13 protein-coding genes and 2 pseudogenes are annotated in these 14,365 nt (G+C 70.8%); 4 read left to right on the top strand and 11 right to left on the bottom strand.

Annotation, left to right across the window (positions count from 1 at the left end; all coding sequences use genetic code 11):
• The 4 genes from BW737_RS20020 to BW737_RS10775 form a co-directional block, all read right to left on the bottom strand.
• Positions 1-567, bottom strand: a 567-nt coding sequence (locus BW737_RS20020; RefSeq protein ID WP_180272196.1) for a translation initiation factor IF-2 N-terminal domain-containing protein, incomplete at its 3' end; no start/stop codon positions are given.
• 90 nt (positions 568-657) lie between these two features.
• On the bottom strand, positions 658-993 hold the full coding sequence (locus BW737_RS10785; protein ID WP_086615946.1) for a YlxR family protein: 336 nt from the start codon (positions 991-993) through the stop codon (positions 658-660).
• A gap of 110 nt (positions 994-1,103) precedes the next feature.
• A complete protein-coding gene (nusA, locus tag BW737_RS10780) occupies positions 1,104-2,150 on the bottom strand; it encodes a transcription termination factor NusA (RefSeq protein ID WP_086615945.1) in 1,047 nt (348 codons plus the stop codon).
• Between the two features lie 83 nt (positions 2,151-2,233).
• Complete coding sequence (locus BW737_RS10775) at positions 2,234-2,701, bottom strand: ribosome maturation factor RimP (protein WP_086615944.1); 468 nt, start codon at positions 2,699-2,701, stop codon at positions 2,234-2,236.
• Between the two features lie 107 nt (positions 2,702-2,808).
• On the opposite strand from BW737_RS10775, the gene BW737_RS18495 reads away from it, so the two are divergent.
• Positions 2,809-3,435 (top strand): hypothetical protein, encoded by a 627-nt coding sequence (locus BW737_RS18495; RefSeq protein WP_257210736.1) that lies wholly within the window; start codon positions 2,809-2,811, stop codon positions 3,433-3,435.
• 241 nt (positions 3,436-3,676) lie between these two features.
• Complete coding sequence (locus BW737_RS18490) at positions 3,677-3,832, top strand: hypothetical protein (RefSeq protein ID WP_257210735.1); 156 nt, start codon at positions 3,677-3,679, stop codon at positions 3,830-3,832.
• A 223-nt stretch (positions 3,833-4,055) separates the two neighbouring features.
• On the opposite strand, the gene BW737_RS10765 is transcribed toward BW737_RS18490, so the two are convergent.
• Positions 4,056-5,894 (bottom strand): proline--tRNA ligase, encoded by a 1,839-nt coding sequence (locus tag BW737_RS10765; protein WP_086615943.1) that lies wholly within the window; start codon positions 5,892-5,894, stop codon positions 4,056-4,058.
• 141 nt (positions 5,895-6,035) lie between these two features.
• Here BW737_RS10765 and BW737_RS10760 point away from each other — a divergent pair, with 141 nt between their 5' ends.
• Both BW737_RS10760 and BW737_RS10755 read left to right on the top strand, forming a co-directional pair.
• Complete coding sequence (locus tag BW737_RS10760) at positions 6,036-6,728, top strand: hypothetical protein (protein ID WP_086615942.1); 693 nt, start codon at positions 6,036-6,038, stop codon at positions 6,726-6,728.
• Positions 6,712-7,017 carry a winged helix-turn-helix domain-containing protein gene (locus BW737_RS10755; protein ID WP_086615941.1) on the top strand — a complete coding sequence of 102 codons (306 nt, stop codon included), beginning with the start codon at positions 6,712-6,714 and terminating at the stop codon, positions 7,015-7,017. The genes BW737_RS10760 and BW737_RS10755 overlap by 17 nt, the downstream gene beginning before the upstream one ends.
• A 758-nt stretch (positions 7,018-7,775) precedes the next feature.
• On the opposite strand, the gene BW737_RS10750 is transcribed toward BW737_RS10755, so the two are convergent.
• The 6 genes and pseudogenes from BW737_RS10750 to rlmN form a co-directional block, all read right to left on the bottom strand.
• Positions 7,776-8,759, bottom strand: coding sequence for a GNAT family N-acetyltransferase (locus BW737_RS10750; protein WP_180272195.1), 984 nt, complete (start codon positions 8,757-8,759; stop codon positions 7,776-7,778).
• A 38-nt stretch (positions 8,760-8,797) separates the two neighbouring features.
• Positions 8,798-9,946 carry a flavodoxin-dependent (E)-4-hydroxy-3-methylbut-2-enyl-diphosphate synthase gene (gene ispG, locus BW737_RS10745; protein ID WP_099330376.1) on the bottom strand — a complete coding sequence of 383 codons (1,149 nt, stop codon included), beginning with the start codon at positions 9,944-9,946 and terminating at the stop codon, positions 8,798-8,800.
• 113 nt (positions 9,947-10,059) lie between these two features.
• Positions 10,060-11,376, bottom strand: a complete 1,317-nt coding sequence (locus BW737_RS10740; RefSeq protein ID WP_086615939.1) for a M50 family metallopeptidase — start codon at positions 11,374-11,376, stop codon at positions 10,060-10,062.
• 12 nt (positions 11,377-11,388) lie between these two features.
• Positions 11,389-12,659 (bottom strand): annotated as a pseudogene (dxr, locus tag BW737_RS10735) (1-deoxy-D-xylulose-5-phosphate reductoisomerase).
• A 43-nt stretch (positions 12,660-12,702) separates the two neighbouring features.
• Positions 12,703-13,248 (bottom strand): DivIVA domain-containing protein, encoded by a 546-nt coding sequence (locus BW737_RS10730; RefSeq protein WP_086615938.1) that lies wholly within the window; start codon positions 13,246-13,248, stop codon positions 12,703-12,705.
• Positions 13,245-14,365 (bottom strand): annotated as a pseudogene (gene rlmN / locus BW737_RS10725) (dual-specificity RNA methyltransferase RlmN); the annotation flags it as partial. The gene BW737_RS10730 and the pseudogene rlmN, both read right to left, overlap by 4 nt.

Here is a 14,365-nt window from a genome sequence, read left to right as displayed (position 1 = left end):
CCGACGACCTCGGGAGCCGCCGGGACGCGGCATACCCTGGGAGGTGGCGTACGGGTTGTTGCCCGGACGCGGACCACCGGGACGGGGTCCGGGCGTGGGCGCGCTCGGGCGAGGTCCCGGCGCGAGGCGGCCGGACGGGCGGTGCCTTCGGCGCCCGGGGTCGACGTCGGGTGCGCAGACCGAGGCCCGGGAGCCGGATGCGCGGGCTTGGGCGCCACCGGCTTGGGGGGCCGAAGCCGACGCCTTCGGTGTGGGCGCTGCCGGCTTCGGCGCGGCGGTCGGCTTGGGTGCGGCCGCCGTCGGCTTCGGTCCGGTCGGCTTGGGTGCCGCCGGCTTGGGGGCCGATGCCGTTGCCTTGGATGCCGCCGGCTTGGGGGCCTTGGTCTCGCCACTCTGTACGGCGAAATGCTCGCGGACCCGGCGCGCGACGGGGGGCTCAACGGTAGAGGACGCCGCCTTGACGAACTCTCCCTGATCCTTGAGCCAGGCCAGAATTACCTTGGAGGTGATCTTCTTGCCAGTGGGGTCGAGCTCCTTCGCGAGCTCGTGAACGCGTGGTTTTGCCACTTTTCTCCTGTCCGGTTACCCACCCCGAACAGGGTGGGCGTTAGTAGAGGCAGCTCATCGCCGGGTACTCATCGGGTGCCCATCAGCTTCCTACCCGCCTTTGCTATCGGTCGTGCCGTCCCCGGTCGGGGATGGCGTGTGGGCGCGGCCGCGACCCGCCCTGTGAAGGCTGATCCAGTCGCGCACGCGGGCCACATCGGGTGACCCGCTCGTGTGCAGGGCACGCGCAAAGGCGCGCCTGCGCTCGGCGAGATCGACGCATTCCGGATCCGGGTGGATCCAGGCGCCGCGCCCGAGCATGACAGCTCGGGCGTCAACGGCCAGCTCGCCGCTGTCCGTCAGGGTCAGGCGCAGCAACTGCGCCCTGGGGGCCTTGCCGCGGCAGCCGATGCAGGTGCGTTCGGGCACGTGGGGGGTGTTGACCACCGGCTGGCCGCGTCCTTCCGCTCGCTGTCGACTACCCGCCACGGAGCACCGAACCGGAGCCCGGCGCTTGCCCGTAGGCAGGCCGATAACAAGTGTAACCGGATTGGACGCTAGTCCTCAGCGCCGGGCGCTGAGGGACCAGTCACGTCGTCGGCGCGAGAACCGTGGCCGGGAGCGACCTCGCCGGACTCGGTGTCGGCGTGAATGTCGATCTTCCAGCCCGTCAGCCGGGCCGCCAGACGGGCGTTCTGTCCCTCCTTGCCGATCGCCAGTGACAGCTGGAAGTCGGGGACGATGGCGCGGGCGGAGCGCTCCTCGGCGTCGAGCACGGTGACGGAGGAGACGCGCGCGGGAGACAGGGCATTGGCGACAAAGCGGGCCGGGTCCTCGGAGTAGTCGACGATGTCGATCTTCTCACCGCCCAGCTCGGCCATTACCGCGCGCACGCGCTGCCCCATGGGGCCGATGCAGGCACCCTTGGCGTTCACGCCGCGCACGCGCGTGCTGACCGCGACCTTGGTGCGGTGCCCGGCCTCGCGAGCAACCGAGACGATCTGCACGTCGCCGGAGGCGATCTCCGGGACCTCACGCTCAAACAGGCCTCGCACCAGGCCCGGGTGGGTACGCGAGAGGATGATCTGGGCGCCCTTGGGCCCGCGGGACACCTCGGTGACGTAGGCGCGGATGCGGTCGCCGTGGCGGTAGTGCTCGCCGGGCACCTGCTCATGCGGCGGCATGATGCCCTCGTGCTCGTCGTCCAGGCGCACGTACACCAGGCGCGGGTCGCGTCCCTGCTGGACGGTGCCGGAGATGAGCTCACCGGCCTTGTCCTTGAAGGCGCCCAGGACCTCGAAGTCACGGCGGTCCTGGATGCGCTGCACAATCACCGAACGGGCGGTGGCCTGAGCGATGCGTCCGAAGTCGTCGGGAGTGTCGTCAAAAAACTCGCCGGTGGGCTCGTCATTCTCGTCGACCTCCGGGGCGAGCACGGTCATGTGCCCGGTCTTGCGGTCGATCTCCACGTGGGCGCCGCGGATGGCGCCGGGAACCTTGCTGTAGGCGCCCAGGATGGCGTCCTCAATGGCGGGCAGCAGATTGTCCAGGTCGATGCCCAACTCGTCGGCTGCACCGCGCAGCTCCGGCATGTTGATGTCCATGATTCCTAATTCCTTTGTCTCGTCTGGGGCGGTCGGCGCCGCCGGCTGGGTCTGGGCGAGGCGGCGGTGCGAATCTGGGCCGTCTACAGGCTCACGACCATGCGGGCGGCGGTGATGTCCGCGAGCGCGATGGTGCGGGGCGCGTCGTGGATGGTGAGGGTGACGGTGTCGGCGTCGGCGGCGGTGACCTCGCCCTCCAGGGTCTGTTCGTCGGCGGTGGTGATTACCACGCGGTGGCCGACGGCGCGGCGGAAGTGGCGGGGCGTGTGCAGCTCCCGCTCGGCGCCGGGGGTGGACACCTCCAGGGTGTACTGGCCGGCCACCGGGTCCGCGGCGTCGACGGCATCGGAAATCGCGCGGGTGGCCTCTCCGAGGGTGTCCAGGTCGAGGTCGCCGGGGCCGTCGGAAAGGTCAATGATCACGCGCAGCGTGGTGTACTTGCCGGCCCGCGCCAGGCGCACGTCCTCCAGGAAAAGTCCGGTCTGCTCGACGACGGGGGCGAGTAGCTGGTGCAGGCTTTGCTCCTGGCTCCGGGCGGAGGCGTCGGTCATGTGGAGGTTCCTCCCGTTATGGGCCCGGTGGGGCTGATTGTGTCTGAGTTCTTCAAGTCGGATCGGTTGATCGCCACCATGCTACCCGCCCGTGGGAGGATGACCAGGTGACACCGACGCCTGCCACCGATTCTGTAGCGCCTTCCCCACGCCGCGCCGCCGGCGACGACGGCTCATACCGGCCCGGATCGTCCCCGGTGGGGCCGCTCCCCCGTCGGCTGTTGCTACGCCGTGCCGGCGCGCTGGCGGCGGCGGTGACCGTCACCACCGCCTGCGGGGTGCGCTGGGGCGAGGGGTCGCCCGCCTCGTTGCCGACGGTGCCTGCGTCCGAGGCGGTGCGGGACGCGCTGGCCCGGCAGGCGACGCTGATCGCTTCGACCGCGCAGGTGGTTGCCCGCTCGGATGCGCAGCAGTCCACCCAGGCGGAGGCGATCGCCGCCGCCGCCCGAACCCAACTGGAGGCCCTGGGCGGGGTATGGGACCCGTGGGCGACCCCGGTGCCCACCACCTATCAGACGGTCTCCCCGGCTCCGTCGGCCGCCGCGGATGTCGACGTCGATGATCTGGTCTCCGCCCTGGCCGAGGGATGGGGCAGGCGCGTGAGGCGGCGGCCGCCTGCGAGGATGCCGCGACGGCTCGCCTGTACGCCGCCCTGGCGGTGGCGTGGTCGCTTCAGGCACGCACCCTCAGCAAGGACGCGGTGGAGGTGGATGGCCGCAGCGTCTCCGCCATGACGGAGGCACTGCCCGGCGAGCTGCTGGCCGTCTATGACGCGGCCCGCTACGCGTTGGAGGAGGTGGCCGCGCGCTCGACGGACGAGGCCCGCACCCGCGCCGTCGCGGACGTGGCCTACACCAAGGCGATTATCAGCGCATCGGTGGCGCTGGGCGGTGAGGACACCCGGCTGCCGCCTACGCCGCCCCGACCGAGCCCGCGGACTCGGCCACCTCTCTTGACGTCACCTGGGCGCGGCAGGTGTGGCTGCGGGTGGAGGAGACGGAGTTGGTGCAGGTCGCTGCTGCGGGCGGCGAGACCACCGGCACCGCGATCGACGCGGCCTTGTACGCGGCCCTGCGTGCCCGCGCGTGGGGCGCTGCCGCGGACGATCCGCTGCCCGGTTACGCCGCCTGAGGTGGCGGGAGTCGATCCAGGCTCGTTCACGCGTGACATGCATCAGTTCACCGGCTCCCAGTGGTCTCCGCGCCGCAACCAGGACCCGCAGATCCCGCTCTTCACGCACCAGACGCAGACGACAGGTGCCGACCTGCATGCTCCAGGAGTCGACGAAGGCTGTTACCACCTGCCGGGATCGTCCCAGGGTGCGCGGCACTGCCAGGTACATCCGGTCACGCCGCTACTCTCGCGCGGCATCTTCCCCCGCCAGCGCCGCCTGCACGAGTTCGCGCACGCGCTCGGCGGCCTGCGCCACCGGCACGGAGGTGCGCTCGCCGCTGCGGCGGTCGCGGATCTCCACGGTGCCTTCCTTGGCCAGGTCGCGGCCGACCACCACGATGTAGGGCATGCCGAGCAGTTCGGCATCCTTGAACTTCACGCCAGCGCTGACCTTGCGGCGGTCGTCGTACAGGACCTCCACGCCGGCCTCGTCCAGCGCACCGGCCAGATCGGCGGCAGCCTCGAAGACGGCGTCGTCCTTGCCGGTGGCCAGCACCTGCACCTGGTAGGGGGCCACCTGGATCGGCCAGGCCAGGCCCTGCTCGTCGTGGTTCGACTCGGCCAGGGCGGCCAGGGCGCGGGTGACGCCGATGCCGTAGGAGCCCATGGTGACGATGCGGGACTTGCCGTTCTCGTCCAGCACGGTCAGGTCCAGGGCGCGCGCGTACTTGCGGCCCAGGGCGAAGATGTGTCCGAGCTCGATGCCGCGGGCCAGGTGCAGGGGGCCCGAGCCGTCGGGGGCGGGGTCGCCCTCGCGGATCTCGGCGGCCTCGATGGTGCCGTCGGCGGTGAAGTCGCGGCCGGCCACCAGGTCGAGCACGTGCCGCTGGGGGGCGTTGGCGCCGGTAACCCAGGCGGTGCCGGGCACCACCCGCGGATCCAGCAGGTAGCGCACCGAGCCGGTGGGCACTTCATTGCCGTCCGCGTCCCGCTCCGCACGGCGGGCAGGCGAGTTGGGGCCGATCGCCGCCGGGCCGATGTATCCGCGCACCAGCTCGGGGTGGGCGGCGAAGTCGGCATCGGTGGCCATCTCCACCTCGGCAGGGGCGACGGCGGCCTCCAGGCGCCGCATGTCGACGTCGCGGTCGCCGGGGATGCCCACCACCAGCAGCTCGCGCTCCCCACCGGGGTGGGTGAGGGCGACGACGACGTTCTTGAGCGTGTCCGCGGCCGTCCAGGCGCGCCCATCGGAGCGCGGGTACTCGGCGTTGACGAAGTCAACCAGGGTCTCGATGGTGGGGGCGTCGGGGGTGTCCACCTCCCGGGCGGGGCCGACTCCGGAGGCGTCCACGTCCGCAGGCACGGGCGTGGTGACGGCCTCCGCGTTGGCCGCATAGCCGCCGTCGGTGCGCACGAAGGTGTCCTCGCCAATGGGTGAGGGGTGCAGGAACTCCTCGGAGTGGGAGCCGCCCATGGCACCGCTCATGGCGTTGACGATCACGTACTCCAGGCCCAGGCGCTGGAAGATGCGCTGGTAGACGGCGCGGTGCGCCTGGTAGGAGGCCTCCAGCCCGGCGTCGTCGATGTCGAAGGAGTAGGAGTCCTTCATGACGAACTCGCGACCGCGGATGACGCCGGCGCGCGGGCGGGCCTCGTCGCGGTACTTGGTCTGGATCTGGTAGATGGAGACCGGCAGGTCCTTGTAGGAGGAGTACAGGTCCTTCACCAGTAGGGTAAACATCTCCTCGTGGGTGGGTGCCAGCAGGTAGTCCGCGTCCTTGCGGTCGGTCAGCTTGAACAGGGTGGGCCCGTAGTCGTCCCAGCGTCCGGTGGCCTTGTAGGGCTCGGCCGGCAGCAGTGCGGGGAAGAGCACCTCCTGGGAGATGGTGTCCATCTCCTCGCGAACGATCGCTTCGATCTTGCGCAGGGTGCGCAGCCCCAGTGGCAGCCAGGTGTAGACGCCGGGCGCGGCGCGGCGGATGTAGCCGGCGCGCACTAGCAGCTTGTGGCTGGCGACCTCGGCGTCGGCGGGGTCCTCGCGCAGAGTTCGGATGAAGGCCTGGGACATGGTCTGAAGCACGGGGCGATCTTACGCGGTGTCGGCGCCGGGCATAGTCGAAGGCGGACCGGCCGAGCTAAGTTTGCAATACAAACTAGTTTGAGTACACTGAGACACGTGAGTTTGCCGAGCAAACCACTTTGACGAGCATTAGGAGTTGCTATGAGCCCGCATCCCCTCCCCGCCAACGACGAGGTCGAACTCGAACCGGCAGCCGCGCTCGCCGCCATCGGCGAGCAGCAATCCGCCTACCTGCGACACGTCGAAGTCCACTCCGCACCGTTCTACATCGCCTGGGGCCTGGCCTGGCTGATCGGCTACGGCACCTGCGGCCTCGCTGTAGGCCCAGACTATGCACTAGAGCCGAGCGCCCTTCTGGTCTTTCTGAGCTGCCTGGCGGCCGCGGCCGTCTTCACCTGTGTCTACATCGTCCGGCGCTCACATGGTCTGCGTGGACGCACCTCGTGGATCGGCACAATGTACGGGCTGGCCTGGGCGGGCGGCATGACTCTGAGTTTCACGACCTCCGCGCGGCTGGGTGCCTTCTTCAACGACTTGGACACTGCACAGGCGGCGAACATGGGATCGATCATGGCCAATGCCCTGCCCTGTCTAGTGGTCGGGGTGCTGTTCCTGGCCGGGGCGGCGATCTGGGAGGAGACCTCCATGGCCGTCACCGGCGGCTGGATCCTGGCGGTCACCATGGCGGCCACCATCGTCGGGGGAAACGCGCTGTGGGCGATCATGGCCCTGGCCGGCGGCGGCGGCATGCTGGTCGCCGGAGCGGTCACGGCGCTACAGGCCCGACGCCAGACCGCACGGATGAAGGCTGATACCGATGAGCCCTTCCCCTGAACCACTCGACCCGATCATTCACGCCCAGTCCCGACTGCGGATCATGGCCACCCTGGCCGCCGTCCCGCGGGGTGACGCGCTGGTCTTCCCCCGTCTGCGCGGGTTGCTGGGAATGACGGCGGGTAACCTGTCAACCCACTTGACCAGGTTAGAGGAAGCCGGGTACGTGGAGCAGAACAAGACCTTCTCCGGGCGTACACCTGCCACCTATGTCTCACTCACCCCGCGCGGCCGCACCGCCTTCGCTGATTACACCCGGCGGCTACGCGCCTTGCTGGATGACCAGTGACGACGACGCGCACTATGAAGTGCACCAGGTACCTGGTGCACTTCATAGCACATCACTGCATCACGCACTCATACACACCACCGTCGATCCGCCACCCGCCACACGCGGCCAGATCAAACGGCTAGCTGAGGAGAGGAGGAGCTCCATATCCGGCTCTCCCGGTTTGGAGTATGGCGGTTCGGCCCCGGGGATGCTGCGTGGTGGTCGTGTTCGGGAGCGGGAGGACGACGTCGATCTGACAAAGTCGTGTTCGGGAGGTCGTTGTCGGGCTGATGAGGACGTGTTCGGGTTGGCGAGGTCGTGTTCGGCCACCTCCCGCCTGCCGAAAACGTCCTCATCGCCCCCAAACCCTCTCGAATGTGGAGGGTTTGGGGCGAAACAGGACGTTCTCGCCGAACACAGGACGACGTCGGGCCAATGAGGTCGTTGTCGGGCGCCGGTGCCTGGGGGCGTACGCCGATGCGCCTCCCTGGGTGGGACGGTTCGTATGTTCCTGCGACGGTTCGTCAGGCAGCACCGACGATTCGGCATGAACGACGACGATTCGTACACCTACCGTGCGAACCGTCGCCACAAGTGCCGAATCGTCGACCAGAACACACGAACCGTCAGGCCAAGGTGCGAACCGTCACGCAGCGCACGAACCGTCGCGCCCGAACACGCATAGCGCCGGGCCTGGTCCACCGCGGTCCACCATGTACGCCCAAACACCCTTAAACACGAAGAGCCGTTGCTTGCACGCACGCGCCCGCTCTCACTCACAGCAGCACGGTGGCGAAGGTTCCCACGCGCTCAAAGCCCAGACCGCCGTACAGGCCCAGGCCGGCGGTGTTGAAGGAGTTGACGTACAGGCTCACCGCCCCGTCGGCGCCGACGTGGTCGCGGCGCACCGCGTCCACCGCCGCCGCCAGCGCCACCGTGCCGATGCCGCGCCCGCGCAGGTCCGGGCGGGTCCACACGCCGGTCAACTGTGCAACCGCCCCGCCCGGCCGCAGCCACAGGGAGCCCACGTCGGTCTTGAAGGCCACGGCGGCCCCACCGCGGGCAGCCGCATCCGGCGCGACCGGGCCGCCGGCGCCGTCGTCGAGCAGCACGTAGCTGCGCCCGGAGTCCACCAGCCAGCCGACGTGCCGGGCGTAGGAGGACCCCGAGGCGGTCGGGTCGTAGCCAAGTTCGCCGGTGAACATGGCCACGCTCGCCGGCAGCACCAGCGCCTCCTCGGCGGGCGTCGCCCGGTGCACCCCCGCGGCCACCCAGGCCAGTCCCGGGCGTCGCGCCAGGGCGTCGGTCACCAACGTCCCGCCCGTTCTCCGCGGTGCCACCAGCAGGGGCTGCTCCCAGCGCTCCTCCCGCGAGCGCATGCCGGCCGCCGCCAGGTGCTCCCAGACGGCGGCAACATCCGCCACCGGTCCGGACACCGAACCGCGGCGAGTAAGGCGCCGGTAGGCGTGATCCGCGAGCGCGCGAGCCACCTCGTCCCCGGCCCCCGGGTGTCCCAGCTCCGGCCGAGCGGCCAGGCCAAAGGGCATGAGCGAGCCGGTGGCCCAGGCGCCGGCCACCGGCCGCCGCGGATCAGCGGCAACCACGACGTCGCCCCGCGCCCAACTGGACCAGCGCAGCACCTGGTGGGCCAGGGCGGCGCCGGCGACCGGGTCGATGGCGCACAGCGCAAGCAGCCCGTCCAGCTGGGTCGGGTCGATCGGGGTGAGCGGCGGCGGTGGCCGATGGCCGAACAGGTTCACGCAGATACGGGCGGCTACGGGGCGCGGGGGCCGGTGGTTCAGGCGCTGGCGACCACGCTCGGCGAGGTGCCGGCCAGGGCCTTCTCGCCGAACTCGGCGCGCATCTGCTCGGCCATGTCCTGGGCGTAGTCCAACAGGGTCTCGACCACCTGGTCCTCGGGGACGGTCTTGACGACCTTGCCGCGCACGAAGATCTGGCCCTTGCCGTTGCCCGAGGCGCAGCCGAGGTCGGCCTCCCGGGCCTCGCCCGGACCGTTGACGACGCAGCCCATCACGGCCACGCGTAGCGGGGCGGAGACGTCCTTCAGCCCCGCCTCCACGGATTCGGCCAGCGACCACACGTCCACCTGGGCTCGCCCGCACGACGGGCAGGAGACGATCTCCAGCTTGCGCTCACGCAGGCCCATGAACTCCAGCAGCTTGGTGCCGACCTTGACCTCCTCCACGGGCGGGGCGGACAGGGACACGCGGATGGTGTCGCCGATGCCCTGGGCCAGCAGGATGCCGAAGGCGGCGCAGGACTTGATGGTGCCCTGGAAGGCGGGGCCGGCCTCGGTCACACCCAGGTGCAGCGGCCAGTCCCCCCGCTCGCTGAGCAGCTGGTAGGCCTGCACCATGGTGACCACGTCGTGGTGCTTGACGGAGATCTTGAAGTCGTGGAAGCCGCACTCCTCGAACAGGCTCGCCTCCCACACGGCGGACTCCACCAGCGCCTCGGGGGTGGCCTTGCCGTACTTCTTCAGCAGGCGCGGGTCCAGGGAGCCGGCGTTGACGCCGATGCGCAAGGAGGTGCCGTGGTCGGTGGCGGCCTTGCAGATATCGGCCACCTTGTCGTCGAACTTGCGGATGTTGCCGGGGTTGACGCGCACGGCCCCGCAGCCGGCCTCAATGGCAGCGAAGACGTACTTGGGGTTGAAGTGGATGTCGGCGATGACGGGGATGCGCGACTGCTTGGCGATGATCGGCAGGGCCTCGGCGTCCTTGTCCGTGGGACAGGCGACCCGCACGATGTCACAGCCGGCTGCGGTCAGTTCCGCGATCTGCTGCAGGGTGGCGCCCACGTCGTGGGTCTTGGTGGTGGTCATGGACTGCACGGAGATGGGGGCTCCGCCGCCGACCTCCACGTCACCGACACGAATCTTGCGGGTGGGCTTGCGCGGCGCCAGCACCGGGGGCTCCTCGCGCACGGTTGGCATGCTAGGGCGATCGCTTCTGTCACGCTTCCCAGTATGGCACCGGGCGCCGCCGACCGCGGTGGGGGCGGGCTCACATCGGCTGCGATTTACCTCCCCCTGGCCGGTCAGATGGGAGCGACGATGTCGACCCAAATGAGCAGCACGGCCATGAGGATTAGCAGGTAGAAGACGACCTGCCCGACCGGCAGCATCCGGGCGGTGTCGGCGTAGCCGGGGTCGGGGTTGCCGTGGGCGCGGGCCCACAGGCGGCGGATGCCCTCCCAGCAGGCGCCGGCGACGTGCCCGCCGTCCAGCGGCAGCAGCGGGATGAGGTTGAAGGCGAACAGGGCCAGGTTCAGTGATCCGAGCAGGCTCAGCATGGAGAACAGACGCACGGAGAAGGGCAGGCCCACGTCCGTGCCGGTGCCGGCGCTGGTGACTTCCCCGGCGATGCGTCCCACTCCGACCAGGCTGACCAGGCCTTCGGCGTTGCGCTCCTCTAGGCCCAGTCCGGCGGCGGCCGCGTGGTACAGGCCCGCCGGCAGGGTCACGATCGCCTTCAGGGTCTGCCCGACGGCGTCGCCCACCACCTGGGGGATCTCGCCGGCCGGGGTGCGCACGGTTCCCAGGGCGGGGCCGATGCCCACATACGGGCGCTGCTGCGTGACCGTCTCGCCGTCGGAGTCGACGAGCGCGTTGCCATCGGCGTCGTAGACGGTGCGGGGCACCTCGACCGCGGTGACGGTCAGGGTCAGTTCCTGCCCGCCGCGCTCCACGACGACGGCGGCCGGCGCGGTGCCGGCCGCGGCGATGGCCGCCTGCACGTCCGCCCAGGTGGCGGTGGATTCGCCGTCCCAGGAGATGATCGTGTCGCCGGCCTGCAGGCCGGCGACGGCAGCCGGGGAGGCGGGGTCAGCGTCGGTGCAGGCGGCGCCGGCGTCGATGTCGGACGAGACGCATTCGGCCACCGAGGCGAGGGTGGCGGTGTAGGCGGGCTGGCCGACCACGCCCAGGGCGACGGTCAGGCAGATGACGCCCAGGGCCAGGTTGGTCAGGATGCCGCCGGCCATGACCAGCAGCTTCTTGGGGACGCTCAGGCGGTAGAAGGCGCGGTCCTGCTCGTCGGCGCCGAGCTCGTCCAGGGACTCCGCACGGGCCTCGGCGATCATGGAACCGGGCTTGTCCGGGCGGCCGGGACGGGCCGGCGGCAGCATGCCCAACAGACGCACGTAGCCGCCCAGCCAGATGGCCTTGATGCCGTACTCGGTCTCGCCGCGGCGAGTAGACCACAGCTTGGGGCCGAAGCCGATGAAGTACTCGGGCACCTTCACCCCGAAGCGCTTGGCGGGCAGCATGTGGCCCAGCTCGTGCAGGGCGACGGACAGGCCGATGCCGATGATGAGGATGACAATGCCCAGGATGTAGGCGAGGGTGTGGCTCAAGGGGCCTCCTGGTCAGCGGGTACGGGCGGCGATCAGCTCGTCGGCGCGGGCGCGTGCCCAGGCGTCGGCGGCCAGCACGTCGTCGAGGCCGGGGTCGGTCTGCCCGGCGTGGGCCTCCAGCACCGCGGCGTCGATGGCGACGATGTCCAGCCAGCGCAGGCGCCCGTCCAGGAAGGCGGCGACGGCCTGCTCGTTGGCGGCGTTGAAGACGGCCGGGTGCGTGGGCGAGGCGGCCACGGCTCCGCGGGCGAGGTCCACGGCCGGGAAGGTGTAGGCGTCCAGCGGCTCATAGGTCCAGGCGGTGGGCACGTCCCACGCCTGCGGGGTCACCAGCCCGGCCAGGTCGGGGCGGCGGGGCCAGGTCAGCCCCAGGGCGATGGGCAGGCGCATGTCCGGCGGGGAGGCCTGGGCGATGGTGGCGCCGTCGATGAACTCGACCATGGAGTGCACCACGGACTGGGGGTGCACCGCGACGGTGATGTCGACGGGGTCGACGTCGAACAGCAGGTGCGCCTCGATCAGCTCCAGGCCCTTGTTGACCAGGGTGGAGGAGTTGACGGTGACCACGGGTCCCATCGCCCAGGTGGGGTGGGCCAGCGCCTGGGCGGCGGTGACGTCCGCGAGTTCGGCGCGGCCGCGGCCGCGGAAGGGACCGCCGGAGGCGGTCAGGATCAGGCGGCGCACCTCGCTGCGGCCGCTGACGACGGGGCTGGTCAGACCCTTCTCGTGCACCCCGGAGCGCAGCGCCTGGGCGATGGCCGAGTGCTCGGAGTCGACGGGCACCACCTGTCCGGGGCGGCGCAGGGCCCGCTTGACCAGGGCGCCGCCGACCACCAGAGACTCCTTGTTGGCCAGCGCCAGCGTGGCTCCCGCGGCGAGGGCCGCGAGGGTGGGGGTCAGCCCCACCGAGCCGGTGATGCCGTTGAGGACCACGTCCTGCTCCCCCACGCCGGCGGCCGCAATCAGCTCAGCGGCGGCGTCAGGACCGGTCAGGATCTCGGTGACGGGGTCCGTGCGGCCCGCCCGGGCGGCGGCGTCGGCGAGGGCGGCGCGCAGCGGGGTACGACGTCGACGCCGGAGTCGGAGACGGCCAGGCGGGGCACGGCGTGGGCGACGGCCTGCTCGGCGAGCAGTTCCAGGCGGCTGCCACCGGCGGCGAGCCCGGCCACGCGCGGCGCCAGGACCCGGCCGGGCTCACCCGGGGTGCCGGAGTGGGCGGCCAGGTGGTTGACGACGTCGAGGGCCTGGGTGCCGATGGAACCGGTGGAGCCGAGCAGTACCAGGCGCGCGCGAGGTCACCCGAAGCGGTTGCGGTCATGCCGCGCCTCACTCCACCGACAGCAGGACCTCGACGGTCCGGGCGAGGAAGCGGTCGACGCTGGCCTCGTCATAGGCCTTGTCCCCGCGGGCGGCGGGGAAGACGGCGGCACGCACCTGGGTGGAGGTCAGGGCGCCGTCGGAGTCGAAGTAGGCGGCGATGCGGTCCATGAGGGCGTCGACGGCATCCTTGGCGTACCCTCGGCGGGCGGCGGGGGCGAAGCGCTCACCGGCCGGGCGCAGCAGCCGCGGATACAGGGTGGTGGCCAGCTGTGCCACCTGGTCCATCCAGGCCTTGCGGCCGTTGGTGGCCACGTACTCGGCGCGGCGGCGCTGCAAGAAGGCGGCCTCGAGCCGGTCCAGGGCGGCGTCGACGGCGTCGGGCCGGTAGCCGCCGTGGACGATGTCGAAGGCGACGGTGCGCACCCCCTCGGAGTCCATCTCGGCCAGTTCGCCGGCGTCGTAGATCTCGTGGGCGGTCTCGAAGTAGCCGTCCACCTGCTCGACGCGGTAGCCCTGTTTAAGCATGCCGACCTTGGGGAACATGTCGCTCATCGCGTGTGCGCCGCCCTTTCCTGGTTGAGCACCTCGGTGGCCAACTGGCCGCAGGCGCCGTCAATGTCGCTGCCACGAGTATCTCGCACCGTGGTGGTGATGCCGGCGCGCCGGAGCGTGTCGACGAAACGATCTTGGACCTCCGGTTCGGAGCAGGTCCAGATGGAGCCGGGGGTGGGGTTCAGGGGAATGGGGTTGACGTGGGCCCAGCCGTGGCCGCGGCGGTTCAGCTCGTCGGCGAGGAGCTGGGCGCGCCAGGCGTGGTCGTTCATGTCCTTGATCAGGGCGTACTCGATGGATACGCGTCGGCCCGTGGCCTCGAAGTAGTCGTGGGCGGCGTCCAGCAGCTGCCCGACCTTCCACTTGGAGTTCACGGGGATGAGGCCGTCGCGCAGCTCGTCGTCGGGGGCGTGCAGGGACACGGCCAGGGTGACCGGCAGGCCCTCGCCGGCGAGCTTGCGGATCAGCGGTACCAGGCCCACGGTGGAGACGGTGATGCCGCGAGCGGACAGCCCGAAGCCCTCTGGGGCGGGGTCGATGATCCGGTGCAGCGCCGCCACCACGTTCTTGTAGTTGACCATGGGCTCGCCCATGCCCATGAACACGACGTTTGACAGGCGGGCGGGCCCGCCGGCCAGGCCGCCCGCCTGGGACAGGGCGGCGGCGTGACGGATCTGCTCCACGATCTCCCCGGTGGTCAGATTCCGGGTCAGTCCCATCTGCCGGTGGCGCAGAAGGGGCAGGCCATGCCACAGCCGGCCTGGGAGGAGACGCACAACGTGGTGCGGTCCCGGTAGCGCATGAGCACGGACTCCACGCGCACGCCGTCGTGCAGCTCCCACAGGTGCTTAATGGTGCGGCCGCCGTCGGCACGCAGGGCCCGCACCTCGTGAATCAGGTCGGGCAGCAGCTCGGCGCACAGCTGCTCGCGCTGAGCGGCGGGCAGGTCGGTCATGTCCGCCGGGTCGCGGGTGAAGTGGGTGAAGTAGTGGCGCGAAAGCTGGTCGGCGCGGAAGGCGGGCAGGCCGGCCTCCCGCAGGGCCTGCTTGCGGCCGGCCAGGTCCAGGTCGGCCAGGTGCCGGGGGGGCCTTGGCCTCGGGCCGGGGGGACGGCGAAG

Source organism: Actinomyces ruminis, assembly GCF_002154335.2.
Classification (GTDB): domain Bacteria; phylum Actinomycetota; class Actinomycetes; order Actinomycetales; family Actinomycetaceae; genus Actinomyces; species Actinomyces ruminis.
Note: the sequence above shows the minus strand (reverse complement) of the source record. Positions and strands in the feature narration are given on the sequence as shown.